General features: G+C 63.7%; 20 protein-coding genes and 1 tRNA gene. 8 read left to right on the top strand and 13 right to left on the bottom strand.

The window, feature by feature from the left end:
* The first annotated feature begins 84 nt into the window (after positions 1-84).
* The gene (locus I6F31_RS33280; RefSeq protein ID WP_081493007.1) at positions 85-471 is read left to right on the top strand and encodes an H-NS histone family protein; all 387 of its coding nucleotides are present in this window, start codon (positions 85-87) and stop codon (positions 469-471) included.
* A 146-nt stretch (positions 472-617) separates the two neighbouring features.
* Here I6F31_RS33280 and I6F31_RS33275 read toward each other — a convergent pair whose 3' ends face one another.
* From I6F31_RS33275 to I6F31_RS33265, 3 genes are all read right to left on the bottom strand, one after another.
* Positions 618-1,646: a nucleotidyltransferase family protein gene (locus I6F31_RS33275; RefSeq protein WP_057027322.1), complete on the bottom strand. Its 1,029-nt coding sequence runs from the start codon at positions 1,644-1,646 to the stop codon at positions 618-620.
* A gap of 37 nt (positions 1,647-1,683) precedes the next feature.
* Positions 1,684-2,724, bottom strand: coding sequence for a PqqD family peptide modification chaperone (locus tag I6F31_RS33270; RefSeq protein ID WP_225139921.1), 1,041 nt, complete (start codon positions 2,722-2,724; stop codon positions 1,684-1,686).
* Positions 2,725-3,007: 283 nt separating this feature from the next.
* Positions 3,008-3,253, bottom strand: a complete 246-nt coding sequence (locus I6F31_RS33265) for a hypothetical protein (RefSeq protein ID WP_036013565.1) — start codon at positions 3,251-3,253, stop codon at positions 3,008-3,010.
* Positions 3,254-3,950: 697 nt separating this feature from the next.
* On the opposite strand from I6F31_RS33265, the gene I6F31_RS33260 reads away from it, so the two are divergent.
* Positions 3,951-4,166 carry a hypothetical protein gene (locus I6F31_RS33260; RefSeq protein ID WP_074448160.1) on the top strand — a complete coding sequence of 72 codons (216 nt, stop codon included), beginning with the start codon at positions 3,951-3,953 and terminating at the stop codon, positions 4,164-4,166.
* A gap of 987 nt (positions 4,167-5,153) precedes the next feature.
* On the opposite strand, the gene I6F31_RS33255 is transcribed toward I6F31_RS33260, so the two are convergent.
* Both I6F31_RS33255 and I6F31_RS33250 read right to left on the bottom strand, forming a co-directional pair.
* Positions 5,154-5,238 (bottom strand) — tRNA-Leu (locus I6F31_RS33255).
* 196 nt (positions 5,239-5,434) lie between these two features.
* Positions 5,435-5,677 (bottom strand): FliM/FliN family flagellar motor switch protein, encoded by a 243-nt coding sequence (locus I6F31_RS33250; protein ID WP_018647371.1) that lies wholly within the window; start codon positions 5,675-5,677, stop codon positions 5,435-5,437.
* An 82-nt stretch (positions 5,678-5,759) separates the two neighbouring features.
* On the opposite strand from I6F31_RS33250, the gene lipB reads away from it, so the two are divergent.
* On the top strand, positions 5,760-6,497 hold the full coding sequence (gene lipB, locus I6F31_RS33245) for a lipoyl(octanoyl) transferase LipB (RefSeq protein WP_225186818.1): 738 nt from the start codon (positions 5,760-5,762) through the stop codon (positions 6,495-6,497).
* 197 nt (positions 6,498-6,694) lie between these two features.
* Positions 6,695-7,408 carry a DNA helicase gene (locus I6F31_RS33240; protein WP_225147629.1) on the top strand — a complete coding sequence of 238 codons (714 nt, stop codon included), beginning with the start codon at positions 6,695-6,697 and terminating at the stop codon, positions 7,406-7,408.
* A gap of 45 nt (positions 7,409-7,453) precedes the next feature.
* Here I6F31_RS33240 and I6F31_RS33235 read toward each other — a convergent pair whose 3' ends face one another.
* The gene (locus tag I6F31_RS33235; protein WP_036029153.1) at positions 7,454-7,876 is read right to left on the bottom strand and encodes a 4-oxalocrotonate tautomerase family protein; all 423 of its coding nucleotides are present in this window, start codon (positions 7,874-7,876) and stop codon (positions 7,454-7,456) included.
* A gap of 112 nt (positions 7,877-7,988) precedes the next feature.
* Between I6F31_RS33235 and I6F31_RS33230 the strand changes: the two genes are divergently transcribed.
* Positions 7,989-8,843 (top strand): LysR substrate-binding domain-containing protein, encoded by an 855-nt coding sequence (locus tag I6F31_RS33230; RefSeq protein ID WP_225147630.1) that lies wholly within the window; start codon positions 7,989-7,991, stop codon positions 8,841-8,843.
* A 4-nt stretch (positions 8,844-8,847) separates the two neighbouring features.
* Here I6F31_RS33230 and I6F31_RS33225 read toward each other — a convergent pair whose 3' ends face one another.
* From I6F31_RS33225 to I6F31_RS33215, 3 genes are read right to left on the bottom strand one after another with little or no spacing between them, the layout of a single operon-like run.
* Positions 8,848-10,284 carry a TIGR01777 family oxidoreductase gene (locus I6F31_RS33225; protein ID WP_225186817.1) on the bottom strand — a complete coding sequence of 479 codons (1,437 nt, stop codon included), beginning with the start codon at positions 10,282-10,284 and terminating at the stop codon, positions 8,848-8,850.
* Positions 10,281-10,946 (bottom strand): DUF4166 domain-containing protein, encoded by a 666-nt coding sequence (locus I6F31_RS33220; RefSeq protein ID WP_225186816.1) that lies wholly within the window; start codon positions 10,944-10,946, stop codon positions 10,281-10,283. Before I6F31_RS33220 ends, I6F31_RS33225 begins: the two co-directional genes overlap by 4 nt.
* Before the next feature lie 16 nt (positions 10,947-10,962).
* The gene (locus tag I6F31_RS33215) at positions 10,963-11,520 is read right to left on the bottom strand and encodes a MarR family transcriptional regulator (RefSeq protein ID WP_036029135.1); all 558 of its coding nucleotides are present in this window, start codon (positions 11,518-11,520) and stop codon (positions 10,963-10,965) included.
* Positions 11,521-11,660: 140 nt separating this feature from the next.
* On the opposite strand from I6F31_RS33215, the gene I6F31_RS33210 reads away from it, so the two are divergent.
* Entirely contained in the window at positions 11,661-13,178 is a 1,518-nt protein-coding gene (locus I6F31_RS33210; protein ID WP_225114296.1) for a PAS domain-containing sensor histidine kinase, read from the top strand.
* A 49-nt stretch (positions 13,179-13,227) separates the two neighbouring features.
* On the opposite strand, the gene I6F31_RS33205 is transcribed toward I6F31_RS33210, so the two are convergent.
* From I6F31_RS33205 to I6F31_RS33190, 4 genes are all read right to left on the bottom strand, one after another.
* On the bottom strand, positions 13,228-13,527 hold the full coding sequence (locus I6F31_RS33205) for an acylphosphatase (protein WP_036013541.1): 300 nt from the start codon (positions 13,525-13,527) through the stop codon (positions 13,228-13,230).
* Positions 13,524-14,390 (bottom strand): isocitrate lyase/PEP mutase family protein, encoded by an 867-nt coding sequence (locus I6F31_RS33200; RefSeq protein ID WP_225186815.1) that lies wholly within the window; start codon positions 14,388-14,390, stop codon positions 13,524-13,526. Before I6F31_RS33200 ends, I6F31_RS33205 begins: the two co-directional genes overlap by 4 nt.
* A 165-nt stretch (positions 14,391-14,555) precedes the next feature.
* Positions 14,556-16,571, bottom strand: a complete 2,016-nt coding sequence (locus I6F31_RS33195; RefSeq protein ID WP_225186814.1) for an acetyl/propionyl/methylcrotonyl-CoA carboxylase subunit alpha — start codon at positions 16,569-16,571, stop codon at positions 14,556-14,558.
* Between the two features lie 179 nt (positions 16,572-16,750).
* A complete protein-coding gene (locus tag I6F31_RS33190) occupies positions 16,751-17,821 on the bottom strand; it encodes a putative zinc-binding peptidase (protein ID WP_225186813.1) in 1,071 nt (356 codons plus the stop codon).
* A gap of 217 nt (positions 17,822-18,038) precedes the next feature.
* On the opposite strand from I6F31_RS33190, the gene I6F31_RS33185 reads away from it, so the two are divergent.
* Both I6F31_RS33185 and I6F31_RS33180 read left to right on the top strand, forming a co-directional pair.
* Entirely contained in the window at positions 18,039-20,516 is a 2,478-nt protein-coding gene (locus I6F31_RS33185) for a PAS domain S-box protein (RefSeq protein WP_225186812.1), read from the top strand.
* A 125-nt stretch (positions 20,517-20,641) separates the two neighbouring features.
* Complete coding sequence (locus I6F31_RS33180; protein ID WP_225132550.1) at positions 20,642-21,892, top strand: arsenic transporter; 1,251 nt, start codon at positions 20,642-20,644, stop codon at positions 21,890-21,892.
* Positions 21,893-21,899: the final 7 nt, after the last annotated feature.

The following is a 21,899-nucleotide window of genomic DNA, read 5'->3' as shown; positions in this document are numbered from 1 at the left end:
TGATTTGGTCAAACATTCATTTGTCACTCGGACGAAGAATGGCTGGATGACGACGGGTCAGTCGAACGGTGTCGAGAAATGCTAATGCGAAGGCAAGATCTCGAAGCCATGGATTTTGAGGAACTTTGGCTCCTTCACGAGGAGCTGACAAAGATTCTCGCCGAAAAGATCACCGCCGAAAAGCGAGAGCTAGAAAAGCGTCTTGCGCAGCTCAACCAGCCGGATCAACTCGGCGGAGCTGAAAGCGGGGCGACTGAGGCGGGAACAGGCCAGCCGCCTCGTCGCAAATACCCGAAGGTCGTGCCGAAATACTTCAATCCGCTTCAGCCAACAGAGACTTGGTCCGGACGTGGTAAGCAGCCCCGCTGGCTCGTTGCCGCCCTGCAATCGGGCCACACGCTCGAGGAGTTCAAGATCCCCGAGAACGGTGAATCGTCCGAACGGAATGCTGGTGGTCGAGAGCATTCCTAGATGCGCGAAAGTCGGACACACCGCATTGAGCTGGGAATTTCCACCGTGCGTCCCGAGCGGCGAATTCCACCTCGAACAGGCGGCGGATCGAAAACCCGCTTGGCCAACCGACGCCTCAATCGCGAAAGCGATGACGTTCGCTGGCCTTAGACCTTGCCCGCACGAGCTGCGGTCGTCGCGTTCAAAAGAAGTCGTAAGGTGCTAGCTCTTGGCACAGTCCACAATCCCCGTCGGTTCGCCCCTGTTTTTGTCGAGACGATAGTTGCCTCTCTGCGGTAGTTTCTGAAGTCCAGAAGGCTCATCGCCAGGAGAGGCACGCGCGTAGCCGGAAAGCGTGCTTGCATCAACTGACGCATGAACTGCAGGCGAGGAATCAGTCGGGAGCGCAACGCGTGTGGAATATCGACGCCAAGCAGCTCGGCAACGGCGATCAGCTGGGTTTCAACCGCGTTCTTCATCAAGTCGCCCGAGACACGAGAGGTAAGCTTCTCCCAATCGACAGGCTCGGCTGAATGGCTTAGGTCGCGCAATTCAACAAGGTGCCGCAGGTCGAGGTCGCCGAGCCAATAACCATAGTCTTGAAACTGATCATGGATGATCAACATCAGCGCTTGGAAGGTTGGCGTGGGGATATATACGCGCGCCCGTCCGAGCGGCGCAGGAATACAATGGTTCAGCGCATGCCCGAAGTTCTGGTAGAGGTACGCAGGACCTGGAGCTGCCTGCTGCAGGTCGATCGACCCGACATCCTGGGGGCGATTCAGATCGGCATACCATCTATGGCTTTCGGGAGGGGTCTGGTTATGGATATCGTAACCAATTCCAGATAGCGCGGCGACTGCCGTTCTGGCCTCGTCCGGCATGACCATGATATCCAGATCGGACATTATCCGAACACCTCTTCGCGCCTCGGGCGCGGTCGCCAGTGTCGAAGCCCCCTTGAGTAGGACCGGCGTAATGCCATGACCGTTCAGCGCAACGACGGCCTCTTCGAGTTGAGCGACGAGGCGGTTATTGCGCAGCCCGTTTCGGCGGTGGATATGGCGAATATAGGCGCAGACGTCCTCCGGCAGCACCGACGCGAATTTGTCGACAAAGTCGATGAGCGCCGGCGTCGTCAGGGTCTGATTTGCGAGCCCGATGACTGAGGTCCACTCTATGTCGACAGGCGGCATGCCTCGCAAGCAATTGCAGAGGCTCCTGACCGCGCTGCTATGCCTTGCCATTGCACAGATCCACAAGCAGGCGCCGAGCCTCTCCGGCCTCGCAGTAGGTGAGTTGAAGCGATTGCGCACCCGCGACAATCCGCCTTAAAGCAAGAAAGCCAGTCTGCGACAGTCTACCATCGCTGGCGAATGCGTGCTCGATGAGCCGCCTCATCGAATCCAAACGATCTATTTCGGTTAGTTCGGTCGGACCGCTCGCGACCCGGTTCAAGAAGATGATCCAGCCTGCGGAGAAGCTTTCGTTCTGCGCATCAGGAATGGGTACGTACCGCACCCGAACGCCGTCGGAGCGGCAATGCGTCGCATCGTAGCGGTCGCCATGTAGTCGCGAGAGCAAGTCCCACGATCCTTCCTTGAGGGTGAGCGCAAACGGGACTCCGCAGATCGTTCCGTCACCGCCAACCAGCGCGACGTCATCGCCAGCGTACCGAAATCCGGCGTCCACCAGCTGCAATGTGAGGGTAGACTTTCCTGCTCCCGGATGGCCGCATAACAACAGGCCCATGCCGTCGTTCACGAGAGAAGCGGCATGAAGGGAGAATACCCAGCGAATATTTCGAATAAGCCGCTCGGTGACGTGAGCTTTGATCGTAGGGGCTAGTGCATCAACTTCGCATCTGGAAATGCTGGAATCTTCTGCGCGCAAGAACACTTGTTCATCCAGCATCATTGCCTCGATCGCGATGTCGCCGTCGCCGCCGGCACTCTGGTCCGACACACTGAATGGCGACAGCAGCCGCCTCAAGAGGTCCGGATTTGCAGCCCGGATGTCTATTCTGTGGCGACCCAGATGAGCTGAGAAGGCGCAATCGGTCGGCATTCGCCAATCGACTTCGAGCAACGCTCGATCGACCCAGACATCTACGACCTGTCGCGTGAACTGGCGTGCCGTGTGCTCGTCAATGCCTTGCGCCGCAAGCCCCCGATAAATGTCTCCAAGCGAGGAGCCTTCCCCTAACTTGCACCAGATGAATGCCCCTACTCGGTCGAGTTCAAAAATCTTCTGCCCCGCTTCGCTGAAGATCATTGGTCGACCATCCAACAGCGCGAATACTGCATCCGGAGCCGGTCTCAATACTATCTCCGCCGACGATCTTTCCAGCACGGCTTCCACCAATGTGAACCATTCTGCCTCGCCTGTTCCGGCGAGGCGGCGACAGCCTCCGGGATGCGATGTTGTCGCGGCACCGGACAAGCGGACCTGCCGCCACCTGCGAGACTCAATCTAGCCCGGTCTGCGGCGCCTGCGATTTCGTTCACCCGAACACACGCCACCGGTCCGGCTCGTTTGGACATGTCAATCCGGCTGGTCATGCCGCGAGCTGACCGTCCTTGCCCCCGTCTTGAGGAGAAATGTTCAACCCCTGCTCTCCCATGAGGCTCGGCCTGGCGATCGACCGATGAGCATCCAATAGGTACCGATAAGCTTCGCGATCGGCACTCCGTTCTCTTAGAATGCGTTCCTTCTCGCCAATGCTGACCAATTCTGCGCGCATCTGAGCCAGCTGCAGCGTCTCCGAGGTGAGGTTGTACTCGTTAAGAATTAATTCCCACATTGTCTCCTCCAGCCGAAGAAACCTGGACGAGTGTACCTTACGTGATCGGCAGCAATTAACCAACGAGATTTGCAGATTTTGCTTATAATCAAAATTTGTTTCATATTTGAACCTCGGGCGAGCATTCAATACCGTGACAAAGCGCAACCACGTGCCGAACCGACTTGAGAATGGTGGCCTGCAGAAGCCTATGAGAAAAGGGACTGACGTTTTTCGGTAATGCATCGCGCCGCGCAAAAAAATAAATCAGCCGAGAGTCGTAAATCAGACCGACAAGGCGAGTTTTAATTTGCACAAATAATAAAAAAGAGAATAGTTAATTGACTGTACCGAGGGGAGTGACACCAGTGATGCGGTTGGCTGATCTGTCCGTCGAGAGGAAATTGATGGTTTTGTCGCAGGGGGAACGTTCGACACGAAGTCGCGGGTATTTCGACATGACGGTTATTAGGCGCCTCCCAGAAGCGTTCGGTTGAGGTCGGACATTATTCAGAGTTGCGGCGAAAGCCCGCAGCTATCCCAAGAATTCGCCAAGCAGGAATCCGGTCGGTTGGAGAAGCGTCGTCACGAGCAAGCTGCCCTTTTGCTCGAACAACGACCCCAGGTGCGATGCCCCCCAAGTCACCCGCACCGACGAGAGCGCACTCCAGCCGGCCGGCCCTTTTTCTCGACAAATACGTGTTTCAGGGAGGCTCGTATGGGCATGATCATGGTCAAGTGTCCGCAATCCGGCCGCGCGATTCCGACCGGCATCAAATCCGATCGTGAGACTTTCCTGCGAAGCATCGTGTTTTTCGGCAATACTCTTTGTCCGGACTGTCGGGCCAATCACAACTGGTTTGCCCGCGAGGCCTGGGTCGAGGAGCCGATCGTCAGAACAGTAGAGGTAGCTCGTACAGCGCCAACGTGCTGATGCAAATGACGCGCGCGCTTCGGAGAGTGTGTTGATATTCCCCTTCCGATAGCGCGTTGCTGTTGCAATGCATTGCAACCATTTAGAATATTTTCGCGCATTGTCGTAAAACGAACCGACGCCCCCGGTGGCCATCGCTTAGACGTTGTTGGCACGTCGCCACAAATCCGAGCTTCCGTCACGAATTCGGCAAAGGCCTGTTTGGGGGTGTTGTAGTGAGTAGTGGGATTTCCAGCCTGGCTGTTCTGCGTGACACAAGAATCGAGCTCGTCAGCCTGCTGGCCCAATTGAGGCGGCTCCGCGAGAGAGTAAGAAGGGCGGAAGCACGGCGCTCGGGACAAAGACGACGATCATCGTCGGCATCGCGCGCCCGAGGCCGCCGAGCATGAGACATCGCACGCAAGGCATCCGCAGTTCAGGGGCAATTGTGACGACTATGCTCCCTGGAGTTGAAGGCCAGCATGGAATTGCAAGCGCTCTTCTGGATCCCCGTTAGTGTAGGACCGCTTCATCGATGCCCAACGGGCGAGGAGAACGATAACGAGCGACCGTATCGCCTCTTTCGTTCCCATTATGTTCTAGCTGGGTATGTCTGACCGACCCGCGAGCTGGCGCATGCCAAACCCGCAACTGACAACCGTCCTCGCCAGGCACCTCCCGAGACCTGAACGTGTGCAACCTCTACTCGATGACGAAGAACGTGGACGCGATCCGCCGCTTTGTTTGGCGAGCTCAACAGCAGCGTCGGCAACTGAGCATGCCAGGCATTTTCCCGGATTACCCCGCCCCCAATCGTCCGCAACGTGCCCGACAGGCGTGGGATCATTGCGGCCGGCTCTCCGCTGAAACTCATCATTACTTAGGATGGGGGGTGAAATCTTGAGGGCAACGAGCAAGCCACACAGTGAGCTTGCGTTCACTTTCGACGGCTCTTGCACACTCGTATTCACCGCCACGGTGGGCAACCCGCCAGCGATTTGCAAATTGTGGTGCGCTCGGAGGGACTCGAACCCCCACGGTGTTACCCACTGCCACCTCAAGGCAGCGCGTCTACCAGTTCCGCCACGAGCGCTAGGAGATGCCGGCCTGAGGTCGTTCGGGCGGCCGGATCAGCGGCGCCGATCTAACAAATCCATCAGGGGGATACAAGCCTGCAAAAGCCCTGAATTCCACAAGCTTGGCAGGAAAAACGCCGCCCTTCCCCAGGAGATCGGCCTTATAGGATACCCAGGCCGCTACCGCTTGCCCGGTCCCGTGTGACCGGGGGCCTACCGCGTCCCCGGCGAGCGCGGCAGCATCTGCTTGACCTCGACCGCGATTCTGTTGCGGTCGACCAGCACAACGCCGGAGGCGACCGGCAGATTATTGGCGAGCACCTTGACTTCGTCGGCCTCAGTTGCGTCCAGCTCGATGATGGCGCCGCGGGAAAGACGTAATACTTGATGGATCGGCATCGTGGTCGTCCCGAGGACGACCATGAGATCCACGGTGACTTTGTCGAGAGTGGGCACTGTCAGGACCGCCGCAACTTGAGACTTGGGACTTGGGACTCTTCATTTGCTCCAGAGATGATCACCACGTTATGGTTAGCCAATGGTTAATTCCCCTGAAAGCCACCGCCAAGACCTCGATTTGACGTCGTTTTCCGCCGCAGGCGGCGAAGTCGTCGAATGGCGGATTTCGGATGCCCCGGTGCCCTATCCGGAGGCCGTGGCCGCCATGGAGGCGCGTGTCGCGGCGATCGCCGCGGGCGAGGCCCCTGAACTGGTCTGGCTGCTGGAACATCCCCCGCTCTACACCTCCGGCACCTCGGGCAAGGAAAGCGACCTGCTCGATTCCCGATTCCCGACCTTCGCGACAGGGCGCGGCGGGCAGCTCACCTATCACGGACCCGGCCAGCGCGTGGCCTACGTCATGCTCGACCTCAAGCGCCGCCGGCCGGACGTGCGGGCCTATGTCGCGAGCCTGGAAGAGCTGATCCTGAAGACGCTCGCCGCCTTCAACGTCCGCGGCGAGCGGCGCGAGGACCGGGTCGGCGTCTGGGTCAGGCGGCCCGACAAGGGACCTGGACACGAAGACAAGATCGCGGCGATCGGCGTCCGCCTGAAGCGCTGGGTCTCGTTTCACGGCATCGCCATTAATGTCGAGCCGGAGCTGTCGCATTTCGCCGGCATCGTGCCCTGCGGCGTCGTCGACCCCCGTTACGGCGTCACCTCCCTGGTCGATCTCGGCCAGTTCGTGACCATGGCCGACGTCGACATCGCGCTCAGGCAGGCGTTCGAAGAGCTGTTCGGACCGACCCGCGCGCTGCTGCCGGAAGCGGCAGTCTAATACTTTTTTTGTTGAGCCGACCGCGCCGCTCTCCGCCCGTCGCGGAATCAGCTACGCTTCATTTCGGTGCCGCCCACGCCTCCTCCCTCCGCCGGGAAAGCAGACCTCATGCCGGGCGAGTTGATCATCGGCCGACTGTTCGAGCGCCAGGCATAAGGAGGGGTTGCGATCCATGCTCGCAATGGGAGGTTTTGACGATGAAACTGTCTGCGCCCATCTACCATCTGAAGCGCAAGGCCAGGCGCCTGTCCCGCGAGGCCGGCATTCCGCTCCACGACGCGCTTGACCGCATCGCTGCGACGGAGGGCTTTTCCGCCTGGAGCATGCTCGCGGCGAAAGCAGCCGCACTGACGGCGGCGAGCAAACTGTTCGCGCAGTTCCGGCCGGGCGATTTGGTGCTGGTCGGGGCCCGTCCCGGCCAGGGCAAGACGTTGATGAGCCTCGAACTTGCCGTCGAAGCCATGAAGTCCGGCCATCGCGCCGCATTCTTCTCACTGGAGTACACCGAGCGAGATGTGTTGGACCGCCTCCGTGCGATCGGCGTGGAGCCCACACAGTTCGACAAGCTGTTCGAGGTGGATTGCTCGGACGCAATCAGCGCCGATTACATCGTCAAGCAGATGGAAGCGGCGCCGCGCGGCACCTTCGTCGTGATCGACTATCTGCAACTGCTCGATCAGAGGCGGGAAAACCCCGACCTGACGGTGCAGGTGCGGGCGCTGAGGTCGTTCGCGCGCGACACGGGGCTGATCCTCGTCTTCATCTCGCAGATCGATCGATCCTATGATCCCGCAGCGAAGCCCTGCCCCGATCTCAGCGATGTCCGCCTGCCCAACCCGCTGGACCTGACGCTGTTCGACAAAACATGCTTCATCAACAAAGCCGAAGTGCAATTCCGCGCGGCGAGCTGATGGCTGCAGGCCGCGGGTGAGACGGCTCACCCGCGGCCTCTCGCATCACGCCGCCTGCAGCGAAACCTCGAGCTTGCCTGCGATGTAGCGTCGCTCCTGGGTCAGGCCGCCGAAGCCGTAGGCGTCGCCCTTGACCTCGTCGACATGCAGGTAGGTCTCGGGATGCAGCGGGCCCAGGATCTCGGCCATGCGCTTGAACATGGCGGCGAGATAGGTTGCCTTCTCGTCCTTGGTGTTGGTGCCCTCGGTGACGTGGATGTCGATCCAGTAGCTCGCGAGCTTCTGCTCGGCGAGCGACTTGCCGCCAGCGAACCAGTCGCCTGCCTCGACCGACTTCACGATGATCGCGGTCACCTTGGGATCCTTGTGCAGGATACTTGCTGTGAGCTCGGATACCGCGCTCGCGATATCGGCCTTCAGCGAGGGGGACTGGCGGGACGTGGTGTAAGATACGGTGATCAGGGGCATTGTCGTTCTCCTCGATAAGCTGCGCAAGTTGCGCGGCGTTGGAGGAGAAACTAGACCTGTCGCTGTCATTTTGGTATCTTATCTATCCTGATATCAGTGATAATGATTTATAATGAACCCCACACTCGACATCGCCACCGTCCAGGCCTTCCTTCTGGTCGCCGACCTTCAGAGCTTCACCCGCGCCGCCGAAGCGCTCGGCACGACGCAGGCCGCCGTCAGTCTCAAGCTGCAGCGGCTGGAGACATTGCTGGACAAGCGCCTCGTCGAGCGCTCGCCGCGCGCAGTCCGCCTTACCGCCGATGGCGCCGCGTTCCTCGATCGCGCCCGCGCGTTGATGACGGCACACGATCTCGCGCTGTCGGGCGACGCGCCGGCCGCGCAGTCGCTCTCGCTCGGCATCTCCGATCACGCCGCTGGCCCCGAATTGGTGCCGCTACTTGAGCGCCTGCACGCCATGTCGTCCAACCTCACCCTCGCCGTCACCATCGGCTTCTCGCGCGAGATGCAGGATGCCTACGATGCGGGCGAGCTCGATGCGGTGATCGTGCGCCAGGAAGGCAGCCGCCGCGGCGGCGAAAAATTGGCCGAGGACGAGTTCGGCTGGTTCGCCGCACGCCGCTTCACCCTGCCGAAAGGGGAGCCGTTGCCGCTCGCAACGCTCGCCCCGCCCTGTGGCGTCCGCGCCGTCGCCGTGCGCGCGCTCGACAAGGCCGGCATCTCCTGGCGCGAGCGCTTCGTCGGCGGCGGCGTCACCGCGGTGGTCGCGGCCGCGCTAGCGGGGCTTGCGATCGCGCCGCTGGCGCGACGGATCGCGCCTTCCGGCCTGGTCGATATCGGCCCAGCGCACAAGCTGCCGAAGCTCGGCAGCTCGAAGGTGATGCTGCATTCGAAGGTCAGCGATCCTGCGAAACTCGCGGCGCTGCGTGCGGTGGCGGCGACATTTCGGAGTGTGGCGCCGACCTGAACGCTCACAAGATCGCCTCGAACGCACTGCGCAACGTCTCGTGGCGGAACACGAAGCCGCGGCTCAGCGCCTTGTTCGGCAGCACGCGCTGGCCGCCGAGCAGGAGCTCGTCGGCAAAGCCGCCGCCGATCCGGCGGAGCAGGCCGCCGGGAATGCGAAACAGGACGGGCCGGCGCAGGCGGCGGCCGAGCTCTTCCGTGAACTTTGCATTGGTGACCGGGATCGGCGCGGTGGCGTTGACGGGACCCGACAGGTCCGGCGTCGCGATCACATAGGCGATCAGGCGGATCAGATCGTCGCGCTCGATCCAGGACATCCATTGTCGCCCGGTGCCGAGCGGGCCGCCGAGGCCGAACTCGAACGGCGTCAGCATGCGCGTGACGAAGCCGCCTTCGGTGCCGAGCACGAGGCCAATGCGCAAATAAACCACGCGCACGCCGAGCTCTTCCGCAGGTCGCGCTGCCGCCTCCCAGGCCGCGCACAGCTCGTGGCTGAAGCAGGCGTGAGATTTGGCCGATTCCGTCAGCACCTGGTCGGCCCAAAGGCCGTACCAGCCGATCGCCGAGCCGCTGATCAGCACCTCGGGCCTGCGCGCGAGCCGCGCGATCAGCTTGACGACCTCGCCGGTCGTGTCGATGCGCGAGCCGATGATCTTCGCGCGCTTCGCTTCGGTCCACAGGCCGTTGCCGATCGGCTCACCCGCGAGGTTGACGATGGCGTCGATCTGCGCGTCCGAGGTGAGCTGATCGAGGCTGGTGATCAGCGTCACCGGCGGCGGCAGCATCTCGGCTTTCGCGGGATTTCGGATCAGCGCGATGACGTGATGCCCTGCCCCGCTGAGGCTTGCGGCAAGCCGGCTGCCGATGAATCCGGTGGCGCCGGTGATGAGCACGGTCTTGCGGCCGGGCAGCTTTTCGACAAGCCCGGCTGCCGCCACGCTTCGCATGCGGCCGAGCCGCCGCATCGCCGCGAAATCCCTGAGGCCGCACAGTGCCGCGCCGACTGCGCAGGCGGTCGCGGCGATGCTGAGCAGGCCCTGATCAACGACGCTCACGCCGAAGGGCTGCATGGCCCAATCGATCAGGACGGGCATCAGCAGCACCAGGATGGCGCCGTAATTGATCGCAAGCAGCGTGTGATTGATGCGCTCGCTCGGCGGCAGCTTGCGGCTCAGATCCTCCTCGACAAAATCCATCAAGGTGATGACGATCTCGGCGACCAGCACCACGACGATCAACAGCGCCAGCACGCCGTGAACCTCGAGCCAGCCGAGCACCAGGAACAGCAGCGCATAAAGCATGTTGCGGATGCCGTGCAGCTTCAGCTCGAAGCGCTGCGACGGCCGCCAGGCCAGGCGCTCAGTGAATTCGTGGTGATAGAAGGTATCGAACACACCCATCGCGATCTGGATGGCGATGAGCGTCCACAACAGCGGCGTCATGATACGGCCTCCCTGAACAGGACGGACTGATGGATCAGCGCGCCGCGACGCGGGTGAGTGACATCGAGGGTGAAGCGGAAAGCGCCCTCGCCGAGATCTCGGTGCGTCACGGTGAGCTCGCCCGGCGTCAGCCAGCCCGGCAGCGGAAGCCACAGCCGTCCAAGCTGGAGGCCGTAGCCGGCGCTGCGAAAGGTCAGCACCTGATCCTCGACCGCGATGCGCAGCGCCATCGACACGCCGAAGCCGACATATTCCTCGAGCCCGGTCGGACCGGCAAAACGCTTGGCGGAATGGATCACCTGCGGAAAACCGCGCTTGCGCGCGCAGATGCGCGTCCAGGTCTGGCCGCCGGTCGCGCCGTCCTCGGTGACCGTGACGATCATGGGCACGCCGATGTCGCGGCCGGTCGGCAATGGTCCGCCGATCAGGCGTGCGGCCTGCGCAAACCACCAGCCGAAATCGCTGAAGGCGATCTCGTCGACCACGCCGACATAGACGATACTGTCGCCGTCGGCGACGCGTTTGGAGAAGCGCCGCCATGTGGCGAGCGGCAGGCGGCCCCAATCCTCGTCCGACAGCAGCGTGCGGAAACGCCGGTCGTCGAGCAGTCTGACGTGAGCGGAGGTCGATGCGTTGGAGCCCGATAGTCTTGCCGACGTCATCGCAACCTCCTCGATGCTATTTGACCTTGCCGATCGGCAGCAGGTTGGCGATCTTCTCGCCAAGCCGCATCAAGGCGACCAGACGCGGCCGCGGCACTTTCAGCATCTGCATGAACCAGTGGTCGGCGAGCTCGGTGAACGCCAGCATCTCCTTCAGGCGCTTGGCTGCGACGGGACTGATACCGGGATCGTCCGTGGCATCGGACACGCAGGCGCGAAGGGCCGCGATCGCCGGGTCGATCTCCCGCTCCTTGCGCCGCGCCGCGATCCTCGCGGCGATCTCCCAGATGTCGGTCTCGGCCTCGTAATGGTCGCGGCGGTCGCCCAGGATCGGGACCCGCCGGATCAGGTTCCAGGCGAGCAGCTCCTTCAGCGAGTTGGAGACGTTGGACCGCGCCATGCCGAGCGTGTCGGCGATGTCCTCGGCCGTCATCGGCGCCTCGGCGAGATAAAGCAGCCCATGAATCTGGCTTACCGAGCGGTTCACGCCCCACTCGTCGCCCATGTCGCCCCAGTGCAGGATGAAGCGCTCGACGGCGGCGGGGAGTTTCTTTTTTCCGGTTATTTCTGTCATGACAGAAATATCTGACGAACTTGCTTTCTTGTCAAGACGCGCCTTGCATACGGTCGGTAAAGCTTGCCTAGAAATGTCCCACAGGGCGGGAACCATCTCGCGGATGCCGCGTTTGTTCCCGTCGAGGCGGGGTCCCGGGAATGGTCGAAAAGTTCAGTCAACAGAGAGACCTGTTCGAGAGCGAGCGCAGTTTCCGGCTGTTGGTTGAGGGGGTTGCCGACTACGCGCTCTACATGCTCGACCCCAACGGGATCATCACCAGCTGGAACATCGGCGGCGAACGCATCAAGGGCTACCCCCCAGAGGAGATCCTCGGCCAGCATTTTTCCCGTTTCTACACCGAGACCGACCGCGCCAATGGCAAGCCAGCCCGGGCGCTCGGCATCGCGCGGGAAAAAGGCCGATACGAGGAGGAAGGCTGGCGCGTGCGCAAGGACGGCACGTTCTTCTGGGCGAGCGTCGTGATCGACCCGATCTACGAGGACGGCAGGCTGATCGGCTTCGCCAAGATCACACGCGACATCACAGAGCGCCGCAATGCGCAGCTCAAGCTCGAGGCGATGCAGAAGCAGTTGGCCGAGTCGCAGAAATTCGATGCGCTGGGGCAGCTCACCGGCGGTGTCGCCCACGACTTCAACAATCTTCTGATGATCATCAGCGGCAGCCTTCACATCCTGAAGAAAGGCGCCGCCGACGACCCCAAGCTCGAGCGCGCCATCTCGGCGATCGACACCGCGACCAAGCGCGGCGCAGCGCTGACCAACCAGCTTCTCACCTTCGCGCGTCGGCAAAGCGTCAACCCGCAGGCGATCGATTTTGCCGACCGTGTCGCGGCGATCCGCGAGGTGCTCGACGCGGGCGTCGGCAGCTCCGTACGCCTCGCTTTCGACATCCACTCCGACACCTGGCCGATCAGGGCCGACGTCTCCGAGCTCGAGACCGCGCTGCTCAACCTCGTCATCAATGCCCGCGACGCGATGCCGGACGGCGGCACGGTGACGATCGGCGCACGCAACGTCGTGCTGAACGAGACGCCCCTCGTCGGCGATTTCGTCGCAATCGACGTCCGCGATACCGGGCTCGGAATTCCTTCCGACGTCCTCGACAAGATCTTCGAGCCGTTCTTCACGACCAAGCCGATCGGAAAAGGCACCGGCCTCGGCCTTTCCCAGGTGCACGGCTTCGCCCACCAGGCCGGCGGCACGGTGAAGGTCGCGAGCGAGCTCGGCAAGGGCACGACATTCACCATCGTCCTGCCGCGCGGCACAGATGTGCCGTCGCGGGAGACGCCGGGAGCGACGTTCCGCGGCAGCGGCACGGTGCTGCTGGTCGAGGACAATCCCGACGTCGCGCTGGTCAGCATCGGTCTTCTGGAGCAGCTCGGCTATCAGGTGCGCCGTGTCGCCGATGCCGAAGCGGCATTGCGCGAGATCGAGAGCGACGGCGTCGACTTCGTGTTCTCGGACATCGTCATGCCCGGCAAGATGGACGGCCTCAGCCTCGCCCATCGCCTCCGCCAGATCCGTCCCGGCCTGCCGATCCTGCTCGCCACCGGCTACAGCGAGGTCGCCGCCGGCGTGCGCGGCGATTTCCCGATCCTGCGCAAGCCCTACGAGATCCACGAGCTGAGCGAGGCGATCGCGAAATTGCCGAAGTGACGGCTTCTCTTCGCCTCTCGCCGCGTGCGGGCGCGGGAGTCGATGCACATCACACCGTCGGCAGCACCGAAAACGCTTCCCCTGCCCTGCGCAAATTCAGCTCATCCGCGCTTGCCGTTTCGCTGGTGACAGCGTCGACGCGCGAGGACGGCGGGCCGTGGCGGCACAGTGCGACCATGTCGGCAACGTGCGTCGGCGCGCCAGCGAACAGCGCTTCCACGCTGCCGTCGCGGCGGTTGCGGACCCAGCCTTCGAGGCCATACGCGGTGGCCTGCGACTCCACCCAGGCCCGATAACCGACGCCCTGCACGCGGCCGCGGATCATGACCTGGAGAATCGCCCGGCTCATGTCTTCGATCCCAGCCAATCGGCGCTGCGCGCCTTGACCGCGGCCTCGCGCGTCACGCGGGCCATCAGCTCCGACGATGCCAGGCCCTTGAGGCTTTTTGGCGCCATGCCCTCGCGCAACGCCTTCTGCGTCTCGTAGACGGCTTGCGTCGCGGCGGCGATCGGCGCATGGCCCTGCAGCGCGATGCGCACGCGCTGACCCCCGAGATAATCGAGCCCGCTCAATTCCTCCGACGCGCCGCCGAGCACGATCGGCAGACGCGTGGCGGCGGCGATGGTCTCGAGCTCGGCGCGCGACTTGATGCCGGTGAAAAACAGCGCATCGACGCCGGCAGCCTCATAAGCCTGGGCGCGGCGCACCGCATCCTCGATCGAGGTGATCGCGGCTGCTCCCGTACGGCCCATGATCACCAGCGAGGGATCGCTGCGGCCGCCAAGCGCCGCCTTCATCTTGCCGACGCCTTCTTCGAGAGAGATCAGCTGCGCCTTGGTCTCGCCGAATGCGGCGGGCAGCAGCGTGTCCTCGATGGTGAGGCCGGCCGCGCCCGACGTCTCCAGCTCCTGGACCGTGCGGCGCACGTTCAGTGCATTGCCATAGCCGTGATCGGCATCGACGAGCACCGGCAGCGCCGAGGCCCGCGACATCCGCCGCATCTGCTCGGCAAGCTCGGTGAGCGTGATCAGCGTAACATCGGGATCGCCGAGCACGGCGAGCGAAGCCACCGATCCGCCGAACATGCCGAGCGAAAATCCGAGATCCTCGGCAATGCGGATCGATATCGCGTCATAGACCGAGCCGGGATGGACGCAAGTCGTGGCCGACAGGATGGAGCGCAGTTTCTCGCGGCGGGAACGAAAGGCCATGGTGCTGTCTCGGTTAGGTCACGAAGACCGCAGCATACTCCGTCATTGCGAGCGAAGCGAAGCAATCCAGGAATGCATCCGCGGCGAAAGCCTGGATTGCTTCGTCGCGAAGGGCTCCTCGCAATGACGGTGGTTGTGGGCGGATCGCCTGCTCCACTCACACGCTCACGCAAACTCCAGGATCAGCGCGTCCACCGCGAGTGTCGCGCCGGCGCTGGCGTGGATCTTCTTCACGGTGCCGTCCTGCTCGGCGCGCAGCACGTTCTGCATCTTCATGGCTTCGACCACCGCCAGCGTCTCGCCGGCCTTGACCTCCTGCCCCTCGCTCACCGCGATCGAGACGACGAGGCCGGGCATCGGGCAGAGCAGCTTCTTGCCGCTGTCGGAGGCCGTCGTCACCGGCATCAGCCGCGCGGAGGCCGCCTCGGCCTCGGTCCAGACATAGACCGGCACCTCGACGCCCTGATGCGCGAGGCGGATGCCGTTCGGAATCGGGCGGGTCTGCACGGCGACGAACTGACCGTCGATGGTGCCCTGCCAGACCGGATCGCCCGGCTTCCACGGCGACTGCAGCAGATGCGCGTTGCCGGCCTTGCCGTCGGCGTCGATGAAGCGGATCGCGATCGCCTCGCCTTCGCGCGCGACCTCGAGCAGGATCTCCTGGCGGTCGAGCCAGACCGCGCGACGCCGCTCGCGCTGCACGACGCGGCCGCCCATCTGGCCGGAGATCTGCCGCTTGCGCGCTCCGAGCACGTGATCGATCGCGGCGCCGACCGCGGCGATGCGCCGCGCGACCTCGCCTTCGGGCACGCGCACCGCAAAACCCTTGGGGAATTCCTCGGCGATGAAGCCGGTCGAGAGCCGTCCCTCACGCCAGCGCGGATGATGCATCAGCGCCGACAGGAACGGGATGTTGTGCCTGATACCGTCGACATAGAAAGAGTCGAGTGCAGTCGCCTGCGCCTCGATCGCGCCCGCGCGCGAGGGCGCATGGGTGACGAGCTTGGCGATCATCGGATCGTAATGGATCGAGATCTCGCCGCCCTCCTGCACGCCGGTATCGTTGCGGATGGTGATGCCGTCCTTGCTGGCTTCCGCCGGCGGGCGATATTTCACCAGGCGTCCGATCGAGGGCAGGAAGTTGCGGAACGGATCTTCGGCGTAGAGACGCGATTCCACCGCCCAGCCGGTCAGCGTGACGTCCTTCTGCGCGATGGCGAGCTTCTCGCCGCTCGCGACGCGGATCATCTGCTCGACGAGATCGACGCCGGTGACGAGCTCGGTGACGGGATGCTCGACCTGCAGGCGCGTGTTCATCTCCAGGAAGTAGAAGCTCTTGTCCTGTCCGGCGACAAACTCGACCGTGCCGGCGGAATCGTAGTTCACGGCCTTGGCCAGCGCGACCGCCTGCTCGCCCATCTTGCGGCGGGTCGCCTCGTCAAGCAGCGGCGACGGCGCTTCCTCGATGACCTTCTGGTTGCGGCGCTGGATCGAGCATTCGCGTTCGCCGAGATAGATCACGTTGCCGTGCTTGTCGCCCAGCACCTGGATCTCGATGTGGCGGGGATCGACGATGAACTTCTCGACGAAGACGCGGTCGTCGCCGAACGAGGCCTTGGCCTCCGCCTTGGCGAGGTTGAAGCCCTCGGCGACCTCGGCCTTGGAATGGGCGATGCGCATGCCCTTGCCGCCGCCGCCGGCGGAGGCCTTGATCATGACGGGGTAGCCGATCTCGTCGGCGATGCGCACGGCGTGCTTGTCGTCCTCGATGACGCCGAGATAGCCCGGCACGGTCGAGACTTTCGCTTTTGCGGCGGCCTTCTTGGATTCGATCTTGTCGCCCATGGCGGCGATCGCGCCGGGGTTCGGGCCGATGAAAACGATGCCTGCGGCTTCCAGCGCGCGCGGAAACGCCTCGCGCTCGGACAGGAAGCCGTAGCCGGGATGCACGGCCTCGGCCCCCGTCTTACGGCAGGCCTCCACGATCTTCTCGATCACCAGATAGCTCTCGGCCGCGGCCGGCGGACCGATCAGCACCGCCTCATCGGCCATCTCGACGTGGAGGGCATCGCGGTCGGCCTCGGAATAGACCGCAACCGTCTGAATTCCCATCTTGCGGGCAGTCTTGATGACCCGGCAGGCGATTTCGCCGCGATTGGCGATCAGAATGCGTTTGAACATGCTTTTCTTGAGTCTCGACCTTGGGCGGGACCCTTCCCTGGCCGTTGGGGCCTTTGGGAGGGGCCGTGTGGCTCCCGTGGTACATCAAAATGGGCCGGAGGCAACGGTCTAAATCGGGCCGCCTTTGGCGTACCAGCGCAAGACCGAAATGGGCTCGGCGCGCCGGCCGTGCGGCATCCCTAGGGCTTCCCGGCCTTGGCCGCGTCCCGGACCAGGTCATGAATAAAGCCCAGCTTGCCGACCACCGCGGGCGACAGGATGAAGGGATAGAGGTCGCGCAGGCCCATGGCGCGGTTGACGCTGTTCATGGCGAAGGTGAAGGGCAGCCATGCGTTGACCAGCGCCTCGACATCCCTGGCCTCGTACGGGTTGAAGCGGATGCGCGCCGTCAGCTCCCCGTCGCGGTCGACCTTGGGACGCACCTCCATGCCGAACTCGGCGGCCATTTCCAGGGCATCGACGATATGGAGGTAATGCGCCCAGGTCTCGGCAAAATCCTCCCACGGATGCGTCGTGGCATAGGCCGAGACGTAGCTCTGCTGCCAGTCCGGCGGCGGTCCTTCCGCATAATGGCGCTGCAGGGCCTGGCCGTAATCTGCGCTATCGTCGCCGAAGACGGCGCGGCACTGGTCGAGCTTGCCGCCATCGCGTACCAGCACATCCCAGAAGTAATGTCCGACCTCGTGGCGGAAATGCCCGAGCAGCGTCCGATAGGGCTCGCCCATCTCGAGCCGGCGCCGCTCTCGCTCGATATCGTCGGCCTCGGTCAGCGCGATCGTGATCAGGCCGTTGTCATGGCCGGTCATGACCTTCTCGCCGCTGTGCGGATCGTCGGCGAGGAAGTTGAAGATGAGGCCGTGCTCGGGATTGTCCTGGCGGGTCTGGAGCGGCAGCTTCCAGCGGATCAGAGAATAGAACAAACGGTGCTTGGCCACCTCCAGCTCGCGCCAGCCGGCGAGCTGCGCCGGATCCGAGAGGTTCGGCACCGTGCCGTTGTGACGGCAGGCGCGGCAATAGCCGGTGCTATCGCCAACGTCGGTCAGCCAGTTGCAGGCGTCGTACTCGGCATTCCGGCACAGCATCCGGCTCTCGCCCATGTCGGCGAGGATCTTCCATGCCTCCCCGTCGGCCTCGATCGCCGACATCGTCTCCTTCTCCGGCAGGAAGGCGATCCGATGGCCGCAGCGTTCGCAGGCGCGGTTCTCGAAATAGAGGACGTTGCCGCAGGCCTGGCAGATAAAGAGCTTCAAGATTTAGCCTCGTGGGAAAGGAAAGCTTATGAGTGCGCTTCCGCCTCGCGACGACGCCTCAATCCGCCGATCGTTCCAGTATTCGGAACAAATTGCCAGACCGGACGTTGCCACCGCGTACTTCTCCACGTTCAGGCACGCGCCCCCATTTCCCGGCACCACCTGCCCTCTAAACAATGGCCATCACGCTCCGTCTGTGTGAATATCGGTCCGGCACGTGCGCACCTGCATGACAACGGCCGATGCCTTGAACGATCCCTTGCCCGAGACCATCGCCGCCGAAAGGCTGCGCCAACACCTCGAAGACGTCGCGCGCGAGCGCGACAACGCCTATCGCGCGCTGCAGGAGCGCGAGGCCGAGCTGGCGCGCATCCAGCGCATCGGCAAGGTCGGCGGCGTCGAGGTCGATTTCCGCGAAGGCTTCAAGAACCGCCGTTCGCCCGAATATCTGATGATCCACGGCCTTCCGCCGGAAGCCGCCGAGGAATCGCACGAGGATTGGGTCAACCGTATCCATCCCGACGACCGCGACGCCACCGTCAAGCATTTCTTCGAAGCTCTCGCCGGAGCGAGCGAAGACTATAGCGCCGAATACCGCATCATCCGCCCCAGCGACGGCGAGACCCGCTGGATCCGGGTGGTCGCCAAGATCGAGCGCGACAAGGACGGCCGTGCCATCCGGCTGGTCGGCGCCCATATCGACATCACCGATCAGGCGCTGGCGCGCGAGACGCTGCGCGAAAGCGAGGAGCGCTTCCGACTGATCGCCGACAGCGCGCCGGTGCCGATCTGGGTGACCAAGCTCGACCGCAAGCGATCCTTCGCCAACCAGGCCTATGTCGATTTCGTCGGCCTGCCCTACGATCAGGCCATCGACTTCGACTGGCGCAAGGTGCTTCATCCCGACGACCTGCCGCACGTGCTGCAGCAATCCGTCCAGGGTGAAGCATCCCTCAAACCCTTCGTGCTGGAAGCGCGCTACAAGAACGCCGGCGGCGAATGGCGCTGGCTGCGCTCGGAATCGCAGCCGCGCTGGGATGCAACCGGCAAGCACATCGGATTCATCGGCGTCGCCCACGACATCACCGTCGCCAAGCAGGCCGAAATCGAGCTCCGCCGGCTGAACGAGACGCTGGAAGAGCGCATCGCCGAGCGCACCGCCGCGCTCGAAGCCAACGAGGCGCGGCTGCGCGCGATCCTGGAGACCAGCAATCAGTATCAGGGCCTGGTCAATCTCGAGGGCCAGCTGGTCTACGCCAACAAGACCGCGCTCGCCGGCATCAACGCAAGCTCGTCCGACGTAATCGGCAGGCCGTTGTGGGAGACTCCCTGGTTCAGCGCGACGGAAGGCATGGGCACGCTGGTGCGCGAGGCCTTCGACACCGTGCTCAAGGGCGAAGCGGTGCGGCTGGAGATGCGCCTGCGCCTTCCTATCGGCGAGCGCGATTTCGACTTCGGCATGCGTCCCGTGCTCGACCGCCAGGGCAACATCACCGGCGCCGTGCCCGAGGCGGTGGACATTACCGAGCGACGCCGCGGCGAGGAAGCGCTGCGGCAGTCGCAGAAGATGGAGGCGATCGGCCAGCTCACTGGCGGCGTCGCGCACGACTTCAACAATCTCCTCACCATTATCCGCTCGGCGACCGATTTCCTGCGCCGGCGCGAGCTGCCGGAGGAGCGTCGCCGACGCTACGTCGATGCCATCTCCGAGACCGTCGAGCGCGCTTCCAAGCTGACCGCGCAGCTTCTGGCCTTCGCGCGCCGGCAGCCGCTCAAGCCGCAGATCTTCAACGTCGGCAGCCAGGTCGAGGGCGTGGCGCAGCTGGTCCGGCCGCTGGTCGGCGCCCGCATCGAGATCGCCGTGGAGGTTCAGGACGCCGATTGCTTCACGGTGGCCGACATCGCCCAGTTCGAGGCCGCGCTGATCAATCTCGCCATCAACGCCCGCGATGCCATGGACGGCGAAGGCCGCCTCACCATCGCCGTGCGCAAGGTGTCGGGAATCCCGAGCCTGCGCGCACAATCGGCGCGCCGCGGCGACTATGTCGCGATCTCCGTCACCGACACTGGCAGCGGCATCGCGCCGGAACATCTCGAACAGATCTTCGAGCCGTTCTTCACCACCAAGGAGGTCGGCAAAGGCACCGGCCTCGGGCTCAGCCAGGCCTTCGGCTTCGCAAAGCAGTCCGAGGGCGACATTGCGGTGACGAGCACGCAAGGTGAAGGTGCCACCTTCACCATCTACTTGCCGCAGGCGCAAAGCCCCGCCACGGAGAAGGAAGCCGCGGCGCTGAGCCACGAGGCGGCCACGACCGGGCGTGGCTATCGCGTGCTCGTGGTCGAGGACGACGACGAGGTCGGCCGCTTCTCCACCGAGCTCCTGGAGGATCTCGGCTATGTCGTGCGCCGCGTCGCCAATGCCAACGCGGCGCTGGCGATCCTGGGCGAGAACGAATTTGCCGTCGACCTCGTGTTCTCCGACGTCATCATGCCCGGCATGAACGGGGTCGAGCTCGCCGGCATCATCCGCGAGCGCTATCCGGGCCTGCCCGTGGTGCTCACTTCCGGCTACAGCAACGTGCTGGCCGAGAACGCCCACCGCGGATTCGAGCTGATCCAGAAGCCGTATTCGGTGGAATCGCTCTCGCGCATCCTGCGCAAGGCGATCATGGAGAAGCTGTCGGTGGCAAGGTGAGTGTCACATTCGCGAGAAGCAGCCACGAATTCCAGTCCGTTGCCGCGGCAAGACTCTAGGGGAAGACAGCCGTTCCCGCATCGGTTATCGATGCCGAATGACTGACCGAACCTCAAGGACTGAACGTGCCGTCTGACGCCATCTGGGCCTGGAGCATCATCTTCGTCGCGACCGCCTGCGTCATCATCCGGCCGTTTCGCCTGCCCGAGGCGATCTGGGCCGCGATCGGCGCGAGCGCCCTGGTGCTATCAGGCTTGCTGCCTTGGCAGGACGCGCTTGTCGGCATCGAGAAAGGCCTCGACGTCTATCTCTTCCTGATCGGAATGATGCTGATCGCCGAGCTGGCGCGGCTCGAAGGCCTGTTCGATTATCTCGCCGCGCTCGCGGTGGAATACGCACGCGGCTCGCCGCAGCGGCTGTTCCTGCTGATCTATCTCGTCGGCACGCTCGTGACCGTGCTGCTTTCCAACGATGCTACCGCGATCGTGCTGACGCCGGCCGTCTATGCCGCGACGCGCGCGGCCGGCGCGAAGCCGCTGCCTTATCTGTTCGTCTGCGCCTTCATCGCCAATGCCGCGAGTTTCGTCCTGCCGATCTCCAACCCCGCCAACCTCGTCGTGTTCGGCGCGCGCATGCCGCACCTGACGGAATGGCTACGCCTGTTCGCCTTGCCCTCGGCGGCGTCGATCCTGCTGACCTACATCGTGCTGCGCCTGACCCAGCACCACGCGCTGAAGGAAGAGACGATCGCGCGTAGCGTGCCGCATCCCAAGCTCGGCCGCGGCGGCAAGCTCACCGCAATAGGCATCGTCGCGATCGGCATCGTGCTGGTCACGGCGTCAGCGCTCGACAAGCAGCTCGGCCTGCCGACCTTTATCTGCGGCGGCGTGACGGCCGCGATCGTGCTGCTGCTCAGCCGGCAATCACCCTTGCCCGTGCTGCGCGGGGTGTCCTGGAGCGTGTTGCCGCTGGTCGGCGGGCTCTTCGTCATGGTGGAGGCGTTGATCAAGACCGGCGTGATCGCGCAGCTCAACGCGTTGCTGCACCAGGCGGTAGCTCAATCGGTCCCGCAGGCGGCCTGGAGCGTGGGCATTGCCACCGCGCTCGCCGACAACATCGCCAACAATCTTCCGGTCGGCCTCGTCGCCGGCTCGGTTGCCGCCGGCGATCATCTGCCGGTGCCCGTCGTCAGCGCGATCCTGATTGGCGTCGATCTCGGCCCCAATCTGTCGGTCACCGGCTCGCTCGCCACCATCCTCTGGCTGGTCGCGCTCCGCCGCGAGAAAATCGAGGTCGGCGCCTGGCCGTTCCTCAAGCTCGGCCTGCTGGTGACGCCGCCGGCCCTGATCGCGGCGTTAGCCGCCGCGATCAGATAGCGCTCAT

The sequence above is a fragment of the Bradyrhizobium sp. NBAIM01 genome, assembly GCF_020194115.1.
GTDB lineage: Bacteria > Pseudomonadota > Alphaproteobacteria > Rhizobiales > Xanthobacteraceae > Bradyrhizobium > Bradyrhizobium yuanmingense.
Note: the sequence above shows the minus strand (reverse complement) of the source record. Positions and strands in the feature narration are given on the sequence as shown.

Excerpts from the sequence above, each read along its gene's own strand:
- I6F31_RS33280 (WP_081493007.1), top strand. The coding sequence starts at position 85 with ATGCGAAGGCAAGATCTCGAAGCCATGGATTTTGAGGAACTTTGGCTC.
- I6F31_RS33275 (WP_057027322.1), bottom strand. The coding sequence starts at position 1,646 with ATGCCGCCTGTCGACATAGAGTGGACCTCAGTCATCGGGCTCGCAAAT.
- I6F31_RS33270 (WP_225139921.1), bottom strand. The coding sequence starts at position 2,724 with ATGATCTTCAGCGAAGCGGGGCAGAAGATTTTTGAACTCGACCGAGTA.
- I6F31_RS33265 (WP_036013565.1), bottom strand. The coding sequence starts at position 3,253 with ATGTGGGAATTAATTCTTAACGAGTACAACCTCACCTCGGAGACGCTG.
- I6F31_RS33260 (WP_074448160.1), top strand. The coding sequence starts at position 3,951 with ATGGGCATGATCATGGTCAAGTGTCCGCAATCCGGCCGCGCGATTCCG.
- lipB (WP_225186818.1), top strand. The coding sequence starts at position 5,760 with ATGGTTAATTCCCCTGAAAGCCACCGCCAAGACCTCGATTTGACGTCG.
- I6F31_RS33240 (WP_225147629.1), top strand. The coding sequence starts at position 6,695 with ATGAAACTGTCTGCGCCCATCTACCATCTGAAGCGCAAGGCCAGGCGC.
- I6F31_RS33235 (WP_036029153.1), bottom strand. The coding sequence starts at position 7,876 with ATGCCCCTGATCACCGTATCTTACACCACGTCCCGCCAGTCCCCCTCG.
- I6F31_RS33230 (WP_225147630.1), top strand. The coding sequence starts at position 7,989 with ATGAACCCCACACTCGACATCGCCACCGTCCAGGCCTTCCTTCTGGTC.
- I6F31_RS33225 (WP_225186817.1), bottom strand. The coding sequence starts at position 10,284 with ATGACGCCGCTGTTGTGGACGCTCATCGCCATCCAGATCGCGATGGGT.
- I6F31_RS33220 (WP_225186816.1), bottom strand. The coding sequence starts at position 10,946 with ATGACGTCGGCAAGACTATCGGGCTCCAACGCATCGACCTCCGCTCAC.
- I6F31_RS33215 (WP_036029135.1), bottom strand. The coding sequence starts at position 11,520 with ATGACAGAAATAACCGGAAAAAAGAAACTCCCCGCCGCCGTCGAGCGC.
- I6F31_RS33210 (WP_225114296.1), top strand. The coding sequence starts at position 11,661 with ATGGTCGAAAAGTTCAGTCAACAGAGAGACCTGTTCGAGAGCGAGCGC.
- I6F31_RS33205 (WP_036013541.1), bottom strand. The coding sequence starts at position 13,527 with ATGAGCCGGGCGATTCTCCAGGTCATGATCCGCGGCCGCGTGCAGGGC.
- I6F31_RS33200 (WP_225186815.1), bottom strand. The coding sequence starts at position 14,390 with ATGGCCTTTCGTTCCCGCCGCGAGAAACTGCGCTCCATCCTGTCGGCC.
- I6F31_RS33195 (WP_225186814.1), bottom strand. The coding sequence starts at position 16,571 with ATGTTCAAACGCATTCTGATCGCCAATCGCGGCGAAATCGCCTGCCGG.